This window comes from Levilactobacillus parabrevis (assembly GCF_044051715.1).
Classification (GTDB): Bacteria; Bacillota; Bacilli; order Lactobacillales; family Lactobacillaceae; genus Levilactobacillus; species Levilactobacillus parabrevis.
This window is the reverse complement of sequence record NZ_CP168688.1, coordinates 81,280-100,265: the sequence shown is the minus strand read 5'-3', so window position 1 is coordinate 100,265 and position 18,986 is coordinate 81,280. Positions and strand designations below refer to the sequence as shown.

Sequence of the window (18,986 nt, the reverse complement as noted above, 5' to 3'; positions counted from 1 at the left end):
GCTTAGACCTCGGGTTTCACAAAGTTGACGTGACGAAGAACGCCTTGATGGTGATTATTAAGCGCCAGTGCACGATTGAAGAACGTCTGTGCCTTGGCTGTCTGGTTCAAGCCCAAGTAACCCAGCGCCATCAGATAGTCACAGTGGACGGAATTCTTCGACTGATAGTCATCGTCAAAGAGTAAGGCATCTGGCAGTGATACAGCGAAATAGTCCAACTTGAAGGTATTAAAGATGTGTTGTTCACCGAAGTTAATCAGCTTGTAGTAGCGCGCCTTGGCAGCATCCGTCCGCCCCAACTGCTCGTCAGCTAAGGCTTGATAAAAGATGGTGTCGGCCGGTTGGTCGTTGTAATACATCATATCAGTCGGTTCACTCAGGCCTTGCGTTGCGGCTTCGAAATGCGTCTTGGCCGCAGCCTCATCACCCTTGGCCCGGTAAGCCATACCCAGGTAGAAATCAATCACGTTATTGACGGCGATTGGCAGTTTTCCTTCGCCCAAGCTCCGCGGATAAACCAGAGCTTGCTTCAATTTGGCAATAGCCCTCTCACTGTCGTGGGCCCGCAAATCCTGCTTGGCCAACTCGACCAATGCGTATTCATACTGCGTGCTGACCTTGCCTTCGCCACCTTCCCACGGATGGAAGATGTGGGCCATTACAGCATCGTAAGCGTCCTGATAACGACCCGTCTCGTTTAATAACGTGACTAGTAAGATATAGCTGTCGTCACGTTGCGCAACGAGGTCACGGTGATCTTCCAGGAATTGTAACCGGTCGGCCAAGGGGTCATTGAGCTTCTCGTGAAGTGTCGCCAGCTCGAAGACCAACCGACTGTTTGTCGGATCTAACTTGAGTGCCATTGTTAACTCGGTCAAGGCCGCCTGCGGATCATTCTGGCGGTTGAAGTAGGCAATGGCTAAATTCCGGTGGGCCATCGCATAATCTGGCTTGACCTGTGTACAGTGCTCCCACAGCTTCGTGGCCGGGTCATACACTTGCCGGTCGTAGAAGAAGTTCCCTAAATAATAGGCAGCCAGCCCGTCTTGCGGATAATTTTCACAAATATACTGCAGGACCCGGACATCTTCTAACCGATTCGGGAAGACGTAATCTGGCGAAGCCTCCGCCCCAGCAGCGGCGTAGGCCGTCGCATCGGCCGACCGGTCCAACTTCGCAGCCAGATAGGCCTGATAGTAGCTCTTCAGGGGATGTTTACCCGGATAACGGCTGATGATTGCCAGTGCATCGGCGTACGCCCCGCTACGGCTATAAGCTTCAGCTAAGGCCAAATAATTGTTGAGCTTGCCGTTCAGGGCAGCTGTCAACTGACCTTCAGTCGTGGCATTGGTCGTTAAACGATAGGCTTCATAACGGTTGGCTAGGTCAATACGATCCAGTTGCGCGTTCTCAGCGACCAGCTGTGTTGCCGCCGCAGTCTGACCCAGTTGCCGCAACAGACTAACTTTAAGGGTCCGTGCCGCCATGTCGTGTGCACCAGTGACCAACGCCTGGTCGACAAATTTCAAAGCGGCGCGCAATTCACCCCGACTGGCCTTAATCTGAGCCAATGCGAGAAAGGCTACGGACTGAGTCTCGTGCGACCAAGTCGCCTTGAAAAAGTGGTCGTAAGCGGCGGCTACTTTACCCTGCATCCGCAAACTCAATCCCAAGTGATAGTGAGCAGCACCACTGGCTGGATTGGTGTTATGCGCTGTTTGCCGTTTGATGGCCGCTTCAAAGTACCCCTGACTCTTCGTAAATTGCCCGCGCCGATACAGGAGTAACCCGTAGGCATCGTTGATTCGGTAATCGCCAGGGTCGCGTTTCAAACCCTCTAGATAGTAATCAACTGGCCGATACGTGGCGTGCCGGTACTGTTCCAAGTGCTGTCCCGCTAAGTAAAGTTCATCGTTCGTCTGTAACTTCTCTGGCGCGGCGATCTCCTTTGCGGCATCCGGAATCTGTTCCACCTCATCCTTAGCTGGCTGATAGCTGACCAAGACTGTGCCGGCGCTATCGGTCACAACCACGCGGAAATCGTGGTCAGTGCCCGTTGGATTGGCAATCGTTTTGTCAAAGGTTGCCGTTGGACTCAACGTCTGAACATCATCAATAAGGACTTGTGCGTTTTGATAGAGTTTAACGTGAGCATCCTTAAAGACGGACGTCGCGTAGGCTTTGATCCGCAGGTCGCCACCGTTTCGCTCCAGATTAACGGCGGCATTGATGGTCGCGTTCTTCACGGCCCCAACATCTTTGTACGGCATGAAGTATTCCGTCGATGACTTTTCTTCGTGTGGCTGTAGCCAGGTAAAGTCAGGTTGATTATCCGTAAACGTCCCCACCATCAATTCGATATAAGGGCCGTCGTTGTCGGTCAGTTGATGATCCCAAGACTTCCCGAAGTCACCATTACCCCAGGTCCACTGCTTCTTCCCGGGTGACGTATGATGATCGGCAACGTGGAGGAGGCCAGCGTTCTTCTGGTGGTCGTAATTCCCCAAGAAGTCATACTCGGAGTGCGCCGCCATGTAAGACGTCGGCACGGGAACGTTCTTGTAGCGGGAAATATCGACCCCGGCAGAATAATCGACCTTATAGTACTCACCCGTTGCAATTGGGAAGGTCGATACGGCCCGCTTACCATGATCAAACACGGCGTTCACATCAGGTGGAAAAATGGACTGGGTGTGGTCGTTGACCGGTACCGCTGGGTTAGCCCACCACAGGAACGTCTGCGGCAGGTCAGTTGGATTCTTGAAGTGCTCGTTCAACTCGAGGTAGGACTTATCAGCGTACATGGTGAATCCTACTGAAATTTTGGTCCCATACATCCGGTCAATATCACTCATCCACAACGTCTTCGACCCATCGTCATGACTTTCAAGTTGCGTCTCGATTGGCAAGAACGTATCTGGTCGATGATGTTGCGGCCAATTGAACTCAATTCCTCCAGAGATCCAGGAACCTGTAAGACCGACTAATGCCGGCTTGATCACGTGGTTATAGTAGACGAAATCATAATTATTAGTCTTGTCGAGTGCCCGATAGATCCGGCCACCCAGTTCTGGCAGAAAGGTCACTTGTAAGTATTGGTTCTCTAGAATAATGGCATGATAGGTGTGATCCTGCTTCTCATTAAAAATTCTTTCGGTAACTGGGAAGGGATAGACCTTCCCACTGCTCCCCTGATAGACTCGCTTTTCCAAAAACATCGGATTTTTCTCCGGCTGGCCTGTCTTATATGTCGGGATTGTTAGTTCAGTTTCCGTTAACGAAACGCCCGTAATCGTATTCAACATACACAATCGTTCCTTTCCTCAATCTAGCCTAAGCTTAATATGGAAAGCGCTTTCTTCAAATGCACTAAAAGACCAGAAAGATGGATTATCCGTGTTTCAAACGTTATACTCGAGGTAGTTCAGGGGATTGAACGTCTGAGTTTCAAGCGAAAGGAGGCCATCACATTGCGACGCCTACAGGACTTTGATAACGAATATTTATTTGTGTTACCCAAGGACGTCCTTCAAGACTACATATTTTCGCCAATTATCGCGAACCTCTACGTGACCGACCTGGGATTTTTTCCCAATGCGCAATACCACTACGTGAATCGGGAACGGGGATCGGCCGGTTGGGTCATCATCTTCTGCACGGGTGGGTCCGGCACCGTGATTGTTGACGACACGACCTACCACCTGCATCAATACTCACTGATCATCATGCCACCGGGAATCAAGCACACCTACTATGCCTCCAAAGACGATCCTTGGGATATTTATTGGTTACATTTTCGAGGAAAATTGGCCGAGGAATACGTCAACGTCTCGCCTAAACAAGCCCACTTCATCGATCACCTCACGAATGAACAGGTCAATTCGACCATGCGGCAATTCTGGCAGATGATTAAGTCCTTCATCCCCGGGTTCAGTTACGATGCCGTCTTCTACGTCTCACAGGTATTGGGTGTCCTGTTGGCGACGCTTGCCATGGATGAGGCTAAAGCCAGTACCCAAGGTAGTAGCTACGTTGACGCGGCGATTCACTACATCTATCAACATATCGACGAGCCAATCAAGCTTGCGGATGTTGCCAATGCACTCGGCATTTCGACCAGCTATCTCAGTCGCAAATTTCGAGAGGTGGTCAACGCCAGTGTGATTGCGTTCATTACCTCCATCAAGATGAAGCGCGCCAGCCATTACCTGCAATACACCAACGTCCCCATTCAACAGGTCGCGCGGCGACTAGGTTACACGGACAGTTACTACTTCTCCCGCGTATTCAAAAAGGAATTTGGGCTGTCCCCGCAGCACTTTCGAAATCGACTATAAGCAATTACGTCTCATAACCAGATACGCAAAATAGGGTCCCGGCTAGCAGGCACTAGCTGGAACCCTATTTCTGAAATTCACAAAAAAAAGAACCAACACCTAAGTGTTAGTTCTTAAATGACTACTCTTCGCTAACGAATGGCATTAAGCCCATGATCCGTGAACGCTTGATAGCAATAGTTAACTTACGTTGGTTCTTGGCACTCGTACCAGTAACCCGGCGAGGTAAGATCTTACCCCGTTCGGAGATAAACCGACGTAATAAGTCAGTATCCTTGTAATCAATGTATTCAATGTGGTTGGCTGCAATAAAGTCAACCTTCCGACGGCGACGGCCGCCACGACGTTGTCCTGCCATGAGAAATTCCCTCCTCGTATTTTAGTGTTTAGAACGGTAAATCATCATCGGAAATGTCAATTGAATCGCCGGTGTTCGCAAACGGATCAGCTGAGTTGTTCCCAGCATTGTTGCCGTTGTTGTTACTTGGGGCTGGATTCGAGTTTTGCGATGGGGCCGCCGGAGACGGGTTCCCACTCGTAAATGGATTGGCATTTTGATTCTGATTCTGTTGAGGAGCATTATTCGCTGGGTTACCGCCGTAGTTTGCGTTACCACCATTGTTGTTCGCGTTACGAGAACGTGGTTCGAGGAACGAAAAGTCCTCGACAACAACTTCGGTAACATAAACCCGTTGGCCCTGTTGATTTTCGTAATTCCGGGTCTGAATCCGACCTTCAATTCCAACAAGGGAACCCTTGTGGAAAAAGTTCGCAAAGTTTTCCGCGGACTTGCGCCAAATGACACAACTTACGAAATCAGCTTCCCGTTCACCAGATTTGTTGGTGAACCGCCGATCAACGGCCAAGGTAAACGTGGCAACAGCAGCACCGCCTTGGGTGTATCGTAAGTCAACATCCCGTGTCAGTCGGCCAGTTAGTACTACTCGGTTGATCATTGCTGAATAACTCCTCTCAAAATTAAAAGTTTAAAGTCAAATTAGTCTTCGCGCTTAACGATCATGTGACGTAAGATACTGTCGTTGATCTTAGCTAAACGGTCAAATTCGTTCAATGCTGCATCGTCATCAGCGTTTAAAGTAATAACGTGGTAGATACCTTCGTTAAAACCACCGATTTCGTAAGCAAAACGACGCTTAGACCAATCCTTTGAATCAAGGATGTTGGCACCGTTATCCTTAAGCAACTTGTCGAAGCGTTCAACCAAAGCGGTCTTTGCGGCATCGTCAAGGTCTGGACGAATAATGTAGGTAATTTCGTATTTAGTAGTTTCCATGAATGTTACACCTCCTTATGGACTTCAGGCCCCCGCTGCGATGCGGGAGCAAGGAGAGACTCTAGCGAAAGCCAGATACTCACAAGCTAGTAGTATAGCATAAATCATTTCGTTAAGCAAATCGGGGCCGACCGACAGGCGCTGCTTACGTTACACTACTTAACTACGTGAAAAACGTCCAAATATTTTTTATTTTTCAAAATTAATTTTTATTGATCCAAGTTATGGCCACACAGCCGCGGCACATCGGCACTCTTGGGTAAAATGATGCTGACAAGAAACGCGACCAGGAGTACCCTGATCGCGTGATTTAATTTTACTTTGTTCGTGATGCGCTGGCTTCGGCCTCATCCTCGGCTTCACGAGCCAGTGACTCGACCAACAAGCCATCGTGCATGAGAAATAACGTCTCTTGAATCGCTGCCCATTCACTCATCATCATCGATTCCCCCTAGTAAATTTAGGACCTAGTTGCCAGTACCGCTGACGTAGCGGTTCCCCGTATCTGCTGATTATTCACCATTTGCTGAGTCAGCGCATGTGCCCGAACCAGCAACGCATAATCATCCGCCAGCATATAATCCGACCCATGCGTATCCGCCCACGCGATACCTTCGATCAGAATGCGAATCGCGCGTTCTGGCTGACTTTGCATGAGACAGCTACGCGCGTATTGGTTAAAGACCATGCCGAGATTCTGACTATTGTCCACTAATCGATGCTCACGAATGATAGTCAGTGCGCGCTCAAAGCCAGCATAATTCGGCTGATTCGTGGTAATCGCCGCTGTCAGGTAATTTTCAACTGAAAAGAGTAGCACTTCGAGCGTCCGATAACGCTGCGGGTGTTGCGGCATCATCATGGTCAGTGCAGTCCGAATACTCTGCAATGCGGCGGTCGCGTCATGCGTTACCTGATAAACTGCGCAACCGTAGTAGTAATAATACGTTTTTAGATCTTCGTCGGTTGTTAAAACTTGGAGACGGTCTGGACGCTCCATATAAGCTTTCAGGTCGGTGTACCGCTGCTGATCGTATAATCGATGAACCTTATCGCTAAACGACGGTAGCCGGCGAATAGGGTAGTTCTCCCTAAGCATCTGCTTGTGTGGCAAACATAGTCGCTCATACAACTTGGCCAGCAAGTTTGCATCGGGGAGATCAATCCCCTTTTCAATATTACCGATCATGGTTTGCGCACATAGCCCCGCGGCGAGTGCCTGCTGGGAGAGTCCCAGGGCTTGGCGGTGAGCTTTTAGGTTATTTCCCAATACCGTCAGTGCCGTCGCAAAGTCAATGATGGTCGTTGCCATGGCCTCTCCATTCCCCTTCCACTTTCTCCAAACCGGTCTAACCAATCGATGTTGTTTTGAGCTTACCAGACAGCGACACTAAAGTAAACACATTTAACTATATACAATTATTTAAATAATTTAAATTACTTTCTTTATATAATCGGCTTTATATCAAGGATTCTTAACCACCCTAATCTATTGGTGTCTAACCTTATTTTGCAGTAAATCGCCATCATATTTAGTCGTATACTCTTGCTAAACATGGGTTAATTGGATAAATAAAACCGCTCAGCCTAAGCCAAGCGGTTTCTGTTACCTATTCTATTTAACTTTGACGTTTGAACCAGTTCAAGCTGAGCAAGCTCAAACCAATAACACCAGCAAGCGTTGCCCACCAACCGGATGATTGTTGCTCACCCGTTTGCGGCAAAGTAGTTGTCTGGCTCTGTTGCTTAGCTGCCGGCTGCCCGAGTTGCGTTGCTCGCGCCTGCTTGTCCGTCTTAGCGAAGACTACCGTTGCAGGACCATTGGCCTTCGTTGCAGTTCCTTTGGTGGCCTTAACCGCAGCTGCTTTAGTAACGACTTTGGTGGTCTTCTTAGTCGGATTAGCTTTAGCGGCGGCGCTACCATCAATCGTCGCACCATCCCCACCAGTTACAACATCGCCAGTATCATCTGTATCGGTAGCAGTATCAGTATCCGGCACCACTGGATCAGTCGTGTTATCAACATCTGGGGTCGTTGGATTAGTCGTATTCTCCGTATCAGTCCCAGGGTTCGTCGGCGTCGTTGGCTTAGGCGTCGTCTTTTGCCAAACGTAAGTCCCGGCCATCGTGGCGCCATCGTAAGCGGCCATCAACTCAGCGGCCGTGTAGGTTGGCCCATTCGGCTTGTCGACTGTCCCTGTGCCCACAAACTGCCAGAGACCGGTGTAGTCGTCGGAAGGGGTGATTTCAGGAATCGCCATCGTCCACTCCGGATAGCCCTGCGTGTACATCACATTATTCGGTCCTAAGGTCAGTTGCTTCAACCCGGTCATCCCATAAACTTGGTGATAAACAGCAGAGCCGGCCAAGTTCGTCAGGTCCAGACTACTAAGCTTCACGTCATTCTGAAACATCGATGAAACATTCCATGTTAAATTCCAACCGGTTAAGTTGATGTTGGTCAAGTTGTACATATTACCAAATAAATTAATCGCCTGGATGTCTGGCTTAATCTTCCAGTTACTAAGATCCAGCGATGTGAATCCTGTGCCATTAAAGGTATCAGACATCAAATTGACCTTACTAGTATCCCAATTTTCAGTATCAAGGGAGGTCAGCATCTTATCGCCTTCAAACATAGCGGAAATATTTACAGATGTCTTACCCAAACTACTTCCCATTTTGACACTTGTCAGGTGCATGTAGTTTTCACCACCAAGTGAAAAATCTGGCCCCGCATTTGGTCCCTGGAACATGGCCAGCGTATTATTAACTTTGCTCATGTCCCAACTGCTAAGATCAATGTTCTTCAGTGCATAGTTGAAAGCAAACATACTGTCCATAACATTAACTTTAGAGGCGTTGACATTCGCCAAGCCCTCATAGGATTGAACCTTGGTCCATTCATAAAACAAGTGTGAACATTTCCAAGGTAAGACCACGCCACTATCGAAAATAACCTTCGTGACATTCCCTTTAACCGCGTCCATTTCGCTACTAGTTCCGAGCGTCCCCGCCTTAATCGTAATAATACCCTGGTCATCCATACTCCAAGGACTTGTACCCCAAGTTCCAGTCTGAACGGCTGGCACCGTAGCTTCCCTTAGTAAATTCCCTTTATTACTGGGTGTCGGCACTTCAGGTGCTGGGGCTGTTTTAGGTGCTGGGGGAGTCTTCTCTCTAGTTACTCTTGTTGGTGACGTCACTACACCTGGTGTTTTAGCTGGTCCTTCAGGCGCCCCAGTGGTATCGTTTTCATTTCCACCATTTTGAACAGGCTTACCGTCGATTCCCCCATTGTCACCTTGTCCTTCAGCCGCAGAGTCATCTTTTTCAGTCCCCCCTACTGTATCATTCTCTTCGGGCGTACCAGTTGGCGCAGGTGTATCGCCTTTTTGTGAACCATTGAGCTTTTGTTCGTTGCTATTAATGTCGTTAGCCGTCGGTGCAACTTTATTATTTTCTACACCCGGATTGTCATCTGACCCTGGTACTACATCCGCTTGCGCCGTGTCAATCTGGTACCCCACACCAGCAATAACACCTAAGATCGCTAAAGTAGTCAACTTTTGTTTTGATTTATTCCCCAACTTATTAATCATGACGCTACCCCTTTCATGTGTAACACATCTCAATATCTGTCTAAAGCCAGTATAGGACACATTCACCAATATGTCTATACGGCAGAACAATTAACACTAATTTTCATTTCTATGAGAATTGATGAAATAAAATAAAAGTATAACCGATAAACAATTCGGTTGTGTAAGCCAGCTTACAAATCACTAGTTTGACGCGTTTCAACGCTATTAGGCTCACCATCTGTCTCTGTTTAACAGATGCTTTCAAACTAACCTCTGGTAGATAATCCACGAAAAAGAGGGAACTTACCAGTTGGTAAATTCCCTTTACGATTATTCTTTCATTCTATTTTCAATTCACGTCAACTACTACTCAATTAAACCACCGCAGTGGTCCCTTATAGCGACTGATTCACCACTCACGACGCCAGCACCGCCAACTCAATACTGCTAGTAATATGCCACTCAAGATTACTCGCCAGTTATCGCTTTTCTCCCCAGTTGCGGGTAAAGTTTGCTTTCGCTGACTCTTAGTTTTGCTGGCAGCTACAGCAGCGATAGCACCACGTCTCTTCTGTCGTTGCGCAACCTTCTTTCGTTGCTCCTTAGGCTTCACTAAACTCTGATTAGCCGTCCCTCCCGAAATCACGTCACCACTCCCACCGGTTTCAACCGCTTCGCCTGGCTTCTCTGGATCAACCTGCGGCACTGGTGTTGGTGTTGGTGTTGGTGTTGGTGTTGGTGTTGGTGTTGGTGTTGGTGTTGGTGTTGGCGTCGGTGTTGGTGTTGGCGTCGGTGTCGGTGTCGGTGTTGGCGTCGGTGTTGGTGTTGGCGTCGGTGTTGGTGTTGGCGTCGGTGTCGGTGTCGGTGTTGGCGTCGGTGTTGGTGTTGGCGTCGGTGTCGGTGTCGGTGTTGGCGTCGGTGTCGGTGTCGGTGTTGGCGTCGGTGTCGGTGTCGGTGTTGGCGTCGGTGTTGGTGTTGGCGTCGGTGTCGGTGTCGGTGTTGGCGTCGGTGTCGGTGTCGGTGTTGGCGTCGGTGTTGGTGTTGGCGTCGGTGTTACCACTGCGTTCTTCTCAAATAACAAAATTACATTTTGACTGCCCTCGCCATATTTTCCAGGTAATCCTACGCCGAGTTTAAAAGTATACCCTGCTAAGCTATCCGCCATGCCTTCCATAAACTGCTCAAGTCGATAGGCCGTTCCCGACTCACCCTCAAACGTCTCCGATGGATGGAGCTCACGCCCAGTTGATTGCTCCAAGTACCGGACCCGTACCGTCTGAAGTCTACGATACAGTAGCTTTAAAATTTGCGGTTCCAGCGTGAATACGCCTTGCGTTGGTAGCGGTGAATCCCGATGAAGCCGATAACCGGTAATCTTCGGTGCAACAATTGGAAAATGCGTGCCAATTTTCCCCGTCTGAATGCGGTCTGGAATCAGCCTATTGCCCCAATCATCTTCGGCTCGTATAGTCACACTTCCTAAATCAGCGGTCGACTTCAAATAATATAAGATCACATTCTGTGGGAATTGCTGAAATATTCCAGTCAAAGGCTCATCGGCTCGCTGATAGCGATAACCCGGAAAATCCGTTTTAATCGTAAAGGATGCCCCCACTGCTCCTGGAATAGACTGCGGTTGTCTAAGCTCTTTATGGGTAACCAAGTCACGATAATAGACAACAACGGGTGCCGCCGGGACTTCCCGCACATACGTCCCCGCCATCGACGGCGTATAGTGTTCCTCCAATGCTTTAGCCGTTAACACGGCTCCCTGCGGATGATCAACCGTTCCCGCTCCCACAGCGTGCCAACGATCGGTATCGTGTTGCACCAAATCATCTTCAGAAGACGCATCGAGTCCAACCGTAAATTTATTGGCATCCTGCAATAAATTTTGGGGCCCCAAACGTAGGATATGTAGATTCGGCATACGTCCCAACATCAGCTCCACACGACCCTTGCTCCAAAACGTTATATTATCATGATAGTCTAAATGGGTCATATCGAATCCCGACAGATCAAGCGTCTTTGCCCGTGCCAGGTAAAAAAGCTTTTGAAAACTAGTCGCATGCGATGTCTGCCAACCACTAACGTTAATATTCTCGGCAAAACTGGCCGCAAATAATTGTTCAAAATTTTCGACATTCCGCACGTCCCATCGATGAAGGTCAAGCGACCTGGCCCCAGTCTGCGCGAGCATCTGATCCATCTTCGTCACGTGGCTAACGTCCCAATTTTCCAGTGGCAACTTTTCCGCTAGAACTTGGCGGAACATCAACGACATATCCGTTACGTTTCCCGTTTGCCAATTACCAATATTTAGGGTCTCCAGATCATGGCAGTTTCGAAACATCGACGCCATCGTCGTCACGTGACTCACATCCCATCGCCGTAAGTCTAACGTCTCCAATCCTGTATGCTCAAAGGTATCGTCCATTCTAGTAACGTGACTGGTATCCCACTCATCCCCCAGTTGCAGTCTTTTTAACGCGGGGGTTTCCGCAAACATGTCTGCCATCGTCGTGACGTTCTGCGTCTGCCAACCTCGTAAGTCCAGATCCGTTAAATTACTCATCCCAAAAAACATACCTGACAGATCATCTACCTTGGTGACCGACCAACTTCTCAAGTCTAGCGATCGTACGCCACAATAAGTAAATAATGATCGTGCCCACTTCAATTGCGGTGTCTCCCAGCTCTCAACGTGTAGTTCCTGAAGCGAATTCGTCCAGGCAAAAGCCTCCGGCATCGACGTGACTTGTCGCACATCCCAACTTCGAAGATCCAATTCCTTCAAGGATTCGTCAAACTGAAACATATACCCCATATTCGTCACCCGGCTGGTATCCACTAAATCTGCACCGCTAAATCGCTGCAGCTGCTTCAACCCCGAAAACAACTCGTAACTTTCTGCTGGAAGAACCACTTTTCCAGTAAACTGAATCTCTATAATCTGCTTGGCATACTGCCGCCAACTGCCATTATTCGCAAAGTTGCCGGCACCAATCTTCAAGACCCCATCCTGTAAGGTCCACTCACAGGTCCCCGTTTTTCCGGTAATAGCTTGCTTGTCATCCGCTGACGCATTCGTTGTCGTGACTTTATCATTTATAATTTCCGCTTGTATCGGTGATGACCACATCATCAATCCCGTTGCTGCTAAACCAACAATCATACTCACTTTCAGTACAGATATGCCACAAGAATGGTTACGGGACTTTTCAGATATTTTCAAAGTTTTTCTCCTCCAACTATCGTCATCGTAGAAATGTCATGGTCTAGACCAAGTATACCCGGCGCAAAAATGAAAAGCCATTAAAATCATTTACAAATTAAATTATATTTACAGTAACCTTTACTATAAAAAACTAGCCATTACCCCAAAAGGTAATGGCTAGTTCCACAATTGTTTAGTTTAAGCTTCCGGTGCATCGGAGTCCGGCGCCACTGGTGTTGTGTCGGTTGCGGGAACGTCACCGTCCGTCGCTTCACCGTCACTCTCAGCGCTGTCATCTTCCTTATCGACCTTGGCCATCGTGGCCACGGCGGTATCATCACCCAGCCGAATCAGGTGCACCCCTAAGGTTGCCCGACCCGTCTCGGAGACGTCACTACCGTTGAAGCGAATCATGACACCCTTGTTGGTGACTAACATCAGATCTTCATCACCGTCCAGGGTAGTCAATCCAGCTAACGGTCCGTTCTTCTCGGTCACATTGACGGTCTTAATACCCTTACCGCCACGCCCCTTGATTGGATATTCGCTGGCTGGCGTTTGCTTCCCATAACCCTTTTCGGAAATGACAAACACCCGACTGTCCGGCTTGAGAACGCTGGCACCGATCACGTAATCACTCTCACGTAACCGAATCCCGCGAACCCCAGTTGCCGACCGGCCCATTGACCGCACGTCCTTAGCCGCAAAGCTAACGGCGTAACCCAGATGAGTTCCGATAATCATGTTGGCATCACCATTGATGATATCGACATCGATCAATTCGTCGTCATCCTTCAAGTTAATGGCCTTTAGACCATTGCTCCGGATATTGGCAAATTCATCAACCGGCGTCCGCTTGACCGTCCCTTGAACTGTCGTGAAGAAGATGTCGCGTTCGGCATTTTCCCCCGGATTAGCCACGTTAATCACGGCCTGCACATGCTCGTTATTGTTGATACCAAGCAAGTTAATGACTGGAATTCCCTTGGCCGTCCGCCCGTATTCAGGGATTTCATACCCCTTCATCCGGTAGACCTTCCCGGTGTTAGTGAAGAACAGGAGCATGTCATGCGTGGATGTTGCCACGAGGTGTTCGATGAAGTCATCTTCATGGACACCCATGCCTTGAACCCCTTTACCACCACGGTTTTGGGCCTTAAATTCGGACGTTGGCAACCGCTTGATGTAGCCGTTGTGAGTCAATGAGACCACGACGTCTTCCTCGGCAATTAGGTCTTCGTCTTCTAAACTCAAGACTTCACCGACCATCAATTCAGTCCGCCGATCGTCACCGAACTTGTTTTGAATTTCCATCAATTCGTCATAAATGATGCTCTGTTGGCGTTCCTTGGATGCCAAGATTTCCTTGTAATCCTTGATGTTCGCCATGACATCGTTATATTCCTTCTCGACCTTTTCCCGTTCCAAACCGGTCAGACGAACCAGCCGCATGTCCAAGATGGCTTGCGATTGCTTATCTGACAGACTGTAACGCGTCATCAATTCATTCTTCGCCACTTCAGCGGTCTGTGACTGCCGGATAATGGTGATGATTTCATCGATATGATCGAGGGCGATCCGTAACCCTTCCAGGATATGGGCCCGAGCTTCAGCCTTCCGTAATTCGAAGGCTGTCCGTCGTTGGATAACTTCCAACTGGAAGTCCAAGTAATACTGCAAGATGGCCTTTAAGCCCAGCACCTTAGGCGCACCCTTGACGATAGCCAACATGTTGATCCCAAACGAGGTCTGCATGAGCGTCATCTTATACAGGTTATTCAAAATTACTTCGGCACTGGCGTCACGCCGGACGTCAATGACGATTCGCATCCCCGTCCGGTCGGTTTCATCGTTGACATCCGTAATGCCTTCGATTCTCTTATCCCGAGCCAGCTCAGCGATCCGTTCGATCAGCTTCGCCTTGTTGACCATGTAAGGAATTTCCGTGGCCACAATGCGTTGCTTCCCGTTCTTTTCTTCTTCGATATCGACTTTCGCCCGCAAGGTAATGGTGCCCTTCCCGGTCTCGTAAGCCCGACGAATAGCAGCCTTTCCCATAACGATCCCACCGGTTGGGAAGTCGGGGCCTGGTAAGACCTCCATCAACTCAGCCAGACTGGCATCAGGGTTCTTCATCAAGATATGCAGGGCGCTGATCACTTCCGTCAAGTTATGTGGCGGAATGTTCGTTGCCATCCCCACGGCAATCCCGGAAGCCCCGTTAACTAACAGGTTCGGGAACCGTGAAGGGAGCACAACGGGTTCGCGTTCGGACCCATCATAGTTATCTTGAAAATCAATCGTATCTTTATTAATGTCTCGCAGCATTTCCATCGCGATCTTACTCAACCGCGCTTCGGTATACCGCATGGCAGCGGCCCCGTCACCATCGACAGAACCAAAGTTCCCGTGACCGTCCACTAACATGTAGCGGTACGAGAAGTCTTGAGCCATCCGCACCATGGATTCGTACACAGCAGAATCACCATGTGGATGGTATTTCCCAAGGACGTCCCCGACCATCCGGGCAGATTTCCGGAATGGCTTATCGGGAGTAATCCCGAGTTCGTGCATATCGTATAGGATTCGACGGTGGACTGGCTTCAAGCCATCCCGCACATCTGGTAACGCCCGTTGCACAATCACACTCATCGCGTAATCCAAGAAGGATGTTCGCATGGTTTGTGAAAGGTCAACGTCGGTAATCCGACCTATATTGTAATCTTGATCAGCCAAATTTTTACCCTCCGTTCTTCACTAAACATCCAACTCGGCGAAGGTGGCATTGTCCTCGATAAATTCCCGTCGAGGCGCAACCTTGTCCCCCATCAACATGCTAAACACTTGGTCAGCGTTGATGGCATCCTGAGCATCGACCCGTAAGAGCCGCCGGTTTTCCGGCTTCATGGTCGTGTCCCAGAGCTGTTCGGCATCCATTTCACCAAGCCCCTTGTACCGTTGAATCTGAGGCTTTGGTGCGGGTGGCAATTGCCCTAATAATTCTTTCAATTCATCATCGGAGTCCAGGTAGCGTTGCATCTTCCCTTGCCGAACCCGATACAGGGGTGGGCAGGCGATGTACACGTAACCAGCATCCAACAATGGCCGCATATAGCGGTAGATCAACGTCAATAACAGCGTCCGAATATGGGCACCATCGACATCGGCATCAGTCATGATAATTAATTTGTGATAGTTAGCCTTCGACACGTCAAAGTCGGAACCAAAGCCCGTCCCCATGGCGGTAAACATGGAACGAATTTCTTCGTTCGCCAGAATCCGATCCATAGAAGCCTTTTCAACGTTCAAAATCTTCCCCCGAATTGGCAGGATGGCTTGGGTCAACCGCGACCGGCCCTGCTTAGCAGAACCACCGGCGGAATCCCCTTCGACAATGAACAATTCGGAAATGGCAGGATCCTTAGACGTGTTATCGGCTAATTTCCCAGGTAGATTGGAGATTTCCAACCCACTCTTCTTCCGCGTCACTTCTCGAGCACGCTTAGCAGCGACCCGCGCCTTAGAAGCCAACGTCCCCTTGTCCACAACCTTGCGGGCAATATCGGGATGTTCCATCAAGTAACGCATGAAGTGGTCAGCAAACGTGTGATCCACGGCGGTCCGGGCATCGGAGTTTCCTAACTTGGTCTTGGTCTGACCTTCAAATTGGGGATCCGGATGCTTCACGGAAACCACAGCGGTCATACCTTCACGAACGTCATCTCCGGTCAGGTTAGGCTCGTTATCCTTCATCAGTTTGTTTTGCCGAGCGTAATCATTCACGACCCGGGTCAACGCACGTTTAAACCCTTCTTCATGGGTCCCACCTTCGTAGGTGTGGATGTTGTTGGTAAACGTCAACAGGTTGTTGTGGTAGTCGTCCGTGTATTGCAGGGCCACTTCCACGGTAATCCCGTTTTCTTCACCTTCAACGTAGATTGGTGGTTCGAATAGGGTTGTTTTATTTTCGTTTAAGTAGTCAACGTAGTGGCGAATCCCACCTTCATAGTGGAAGTCATCCTCGGTTGGCGTTTCTGGGCGTTCGTCACGAATCGTGATCCGCAAGCCCTTGTTCAGGAAGGCCAGTTCACGGACCCGGGTCGTCAACGTCTTGATATCAAACGTCGTCGTTTCCCGGAAAATGTCTGGATCTGGCAAGAAGTGCACGATAGTTCCGTGACGGTCTGGGTCCAGGCCCTCTTCCATCACGTACATAGGCTTATTGACGTGACCACGTTTAAAGGTAATCCCGTAACGCTTGCCGCCCCGAATAACCTGAACCTCCAGGTGGGTTGACAAGGCGTTAACAACGGACGCACCAACCCCGTGAAGGCCCCCGGAGACCTTGTATCCGCCACCGCCGAATTTACCCCCGGCATGCAGGATGGTATAAACCGTCTCCAAAGCGGGCTTCCCCGTTTTCTGTTGAATGTCGACAGGAATCCCACGACCGTTATCAGAAACAGTAATACTGTTATCTTTTTCGACCGTAACATGAATAGAATCCGCAAAACCAGCTAAGGCTTCATCGATCCCGTTATCCACAATTTCCCAAACCAAGTGATGAAGACCTTGGGCACTGGTCGAGCCAATGTACATCCCGGGCCGTTTCCGGACCGCTTCGAGGCCTTCTAGGACCTGGATTTGGCTGGCATCATATTCTCTGGCTTGTTCTGCCTTGGTTTCGTGTTCTTTATCAGCCACTGCTTAATCCTCCTTTGTTGCCGGATCGCCACTGGGGGCAGATCCATCCGCCACCACTGTCCCGTTTGCCACGTGAAAAATGGTCGGGTCCTTAATCAGCTGGCGGGTAATCCCGCTCAGACTGGTGGTGGTAATAAACGTCTGTACTTTATCTTGGATGGCCTTCAGCAGATGCGTCTGTCGGGCATCATCCAATTCAGAAAGGACATCATCAAGTAACAAGACCGGATATTCCCCGGTCTCTTCTTTCATCAGATCAATCTCAGCAAGCTTGACGCTTAACGCCGTGGTCCGCTGCTGACCTTGGGAACCGAACGTCTGCACGTTCTTTCCGTTGACCCGAAAATGCAGGTCATCTCGGTGCGGCCCCACCAGAGTCGTTCCCCGGTAGAGCTCCTTGTCCTGATGGTCCTTGTAGAGCTGCGTCAACGCCGCACAAATGGTGTCCGGGTCCGTCAATTGGTCCTCTGGCACCTGGGTCGCATAGTGAAACGTCAACTCTTCTTTTTGCTGGGAGATCTCGGCGTGAATCGCCTGCGCCCAGTGCTCCAGCTTATGTAACATCCGCAGCCGCTGGGCAATGATCTCCGCACCATACGCGGCCAGTTGGTCGGATAAGACCGACAAAAACAACAGGTCACGATTTTGCTTGTGCTGTAAATCCTTGAGGTAGCGGTTCCGCTGTTTTAACAGCGTCCGATACTGACTCAAGTTATACAGGTAGCGCGGATTCATCTGGCCAAACTCCATGTCCATAAAACGCCGCCGAACAGTCGGCGCGCCTTTGACAATGGCGAGATCTTCCGGTGCAAACAAAATCACATTGAGCTGGCCGATATATTGTGACAGTCGTGCCTGCTCAAGGTGATTCACTTTGGCGCGCTTACCTTGACGCGAGAACGTTAATTCTAAGGGCACTGACCCCACCGCTTTCACAACTCGTCCGCTAACCTTCGCCGTTTTGGCTTCCCAGTTAACGAGGTCGTGGTCGTTGGCAGTTCGGTGACTACGCGTCAACGCAAGAACGTAGATTGCCTCTAATAGATTGGTCTTGCCCTGCGCATTCTCTCCCAATAAAACGTTGATCCCAGGTCCTAACTTGAGATCAGCACTGGGATAATTCCGAAAATGCTGCAGCTGCAGTTCTTGCAAATACATTATTCACCCTGCTTTGAGCGTATAAAAAATAATCCTGTACCAGGTACTTCCACTGTATCGCCAGGGTACAGCTTGCGGCCCCGCCGGTTGTCCGGCTCGTCGTTGATATTAACGGTGTTTTCCCGCAAATACCACTTGGCTTGACCGCCAGTACTGATAATGGATTCTTCTTTGAGTAACTGGCCTAAAGTAATGTAGGGCGTCTCAATGAAAACTTCTTTTTTCACAATTTCACCCCTCTATATTCTTCTATTATATTATACCGCATTTTAGGGAAAAGTACAGTTTAACTGCTTGATTTTTGCGTTCTCAGCCGATTTAAGCCCTTCCTGATATTTTTGATAAAAACCGGTAAATTTGCTCTAATCAAAAAATAGCGGCCTTTTAACGATTTTTTTGTTTTTTCAGGACTTTTTTCAGGCTTTCTTGAAAGTTGTTGAAAATCACGAAGCATATGCGCACGCAAGTAACGAATTTCACGTGGAAATTCGAGATAACTTGGCGATATTTTCAGAAATCAGGTTGGCCTAGGGCTTAGCTGGATATTTCAAGTGGTTTTTCGGGGCGTGATCCCTTTTCCGCTCCGTTGTGTGCTAATACTTTTACTTGTTCGGAGCCTTCTCCTAATTGCATATTACCGAAACATGCTCCACAAGACAGCCTCTAATCGCCTTGTTCCGCACTCTTTTTTA

Annotated in this window: 13 protein-coding genes; 1 reads left to right on the top strand and 12 read right to left on the bottom strand. The window is 49.2% G+C overall.

The features are described from left to right. Positions 1 to 2 precede the first annotated feature (2 nt). Positions 3 to 3,305 carry a DUF5107 domain-containing protein gene (locus ACEPSU_RS00565; protein ID WP_395322093.1) on the bottom strand — a complete coding sequence of 1,101 codons (3,303 nt, stop codon included), beginning with the start codon at positions 3,303 to 3,305 and terminating at the stop codon, positions 3 to 5. A gap of 165 nt (positions 3,306 to 3,470) precedes the next feature. Here ACEPSU_RS00565 and ACEPSU_RS00560 point away from each other — a divergent pair, with 165 nt between their 5' ends. Beyond that, on the top strand, positions 3,471 to 4,337 hold the full coding sequence (locus ACEPSU_RS00560; protein WP_395322091.1) for a helix-turn-helix domain-containing protein: 867 nt from the start codon (positions 3,471 to 3,473) through the stop codon (positions 4,335 to 4,337). A 121-nt stretch (positions 4,338 to 4,458) separates the two neighbouring features. On the opposite strand, the gene rpsR is transcribed toward ACEPSU_RS00560, so the two are convergent. The 11 genes from rpsR to yaaA form a co-directional block, all read right to left on the bottom strand. Next, positions 4,459 to 4,695 (bottom strand): 30S ribosomal protein S18, encoded by a 237-nt coding sequence (rpsR, locus tag ACEPSU_RS00555; RefSeq protein ID WP_011666824.1) that lies wholly within the window; start codon positions 4,693 to 4,695, stop codon positions 4,459 to 4,461. A gap of 28 nt (positions 4,696 to 4,723) precedes the next feature. Further along, the gene (gene ssb, locus ACEPSU_RS00550) at positions 4,724 to 5,293 is read right to left on the bottom strand and encodes a single-stranded DNA-binding protein (protein WP_020090297.1); all 570 of its coding nucleotides are present in this window, start codon (positions 5,291 to 5,293) and stop codon (positions 4,724 to 4,726) included. A gap of 41 nt (positions 5,294 to 5,334) precedes the next feature. Continuing rightward, entirely contained in the window at positions 5,335 to 5,631 is a 297-nt protein-coding gene (rpsF, locus tag ACEPSU_RS00545) for a 30S ribosomal protein S6 (RefSeq protein WP_020090298.1), read from the bottom strand. 316 nt (positions 5,632 to 5,947) lie between these two features. Beyond that, positions 5,948 to 6,070, bottom strand: a complete 123-nt coding sequence (locus ACEPSU_RS00540) for a hypothetical protein (protein ID WP_260338614.1) — start codon at positions 6,068 to 6,070, stop codon at positions 5,948 to 5,950. A 21-nt stretch (positions 6,071 to 6,091) separates the two neighbouring features. After that, complete coding sequence (locus ACEPSU_RS00535) at positions 6,092 to 6,943, bottom strand: helix-turn-helix domain-containing protein (RefSeq protein ID WP_260338615.1); 852 nt, start codon at positions 6,941 to 6,943, stop codon at positions 6,092 to 6,094. 307 nt (positions 6,944 to 7,250) lie between these two features. Next, entirely contained in the window at positions 7,251 to 9,233 is a 1,983-nt protein-coding gene (locus ACEPSU_RS00530; RefSeq protein ID WP_395361574.1) for a BspA family leucine-rich repeat surface protein, read from the bottom strand. A gap of 391 nt (positions 9,234 to 9,624) precedes the next feature. Continuing rightward, the gene (locus ACEPSU_RS00525; protein ID WP_395361572.1) at positions 9,625 to 12,390 is read right to left on the bottom strand and encodes a BspA family leucine-rich repeat surface protein; all 2,766 of its coding nucleotides are present in this window, start codon (positions 12,388 to 12,390) and stop codon (positions 9,625 to 9,627) included. Positions 12,391 to 12,630: 240 nt separating this feature from the next. Next, positions 12,631 to 15,111 carry a DNA gyrase subunit A gene (gyrA, locus tag ACEPSU_RS00520; protein WP_395323114.1) on the bottom strand — a complete coding sequence of 827 codons (2,481 nt, stop codon included), beginning with the start codon at positions 15,109 to 15,111 and terminating at the stop codon, positions 12,631 to 12,633. A gap of 78 nt (positions 15,112 to 15,189) precedes the next feature. Continuing rightward, positions 15,190 to 17,136: a DNA topoisomerase (ATP-hydrolyzing) subunit B gene (gene gyrB / locus ACEPSU_RS00515; RefSeq protein WP_020088834.1), complete on the bottom strand. Its 1,947-nt coding sequence runs from the start codon at positions 17,134 to 17,136 to the stop codon at positions 15,190 to 15,192. Between the two features lie 3 nt (positions 17,137 to 17,139). Then, entirely contained in the window at positions 17,140 to 18,294 is a 1,155-nt protein-coding gene (gene recF, locus ACEPSU_RS00510; RefSeq protein WP_395322082.1) for a DNA replication/repair protein RecF, read from the bottom strand. Next, a complete protein-coding gene (gene yaaA / locus ACEPSU_RS00505; protein WP_020088836.1) occupies positions 18,294 to 18,521 on the bottom strand; it encodes a S4 domain-containing protein YaaA in 228 nt (75 codons plus the stop codon). The genes recF and yaaA overlap by 1 nt, the downstream gene beginning before the upstream one ends. Between the last annotated feature and the right edge of the window lie 465 nt (positions 18,522 to 18,986).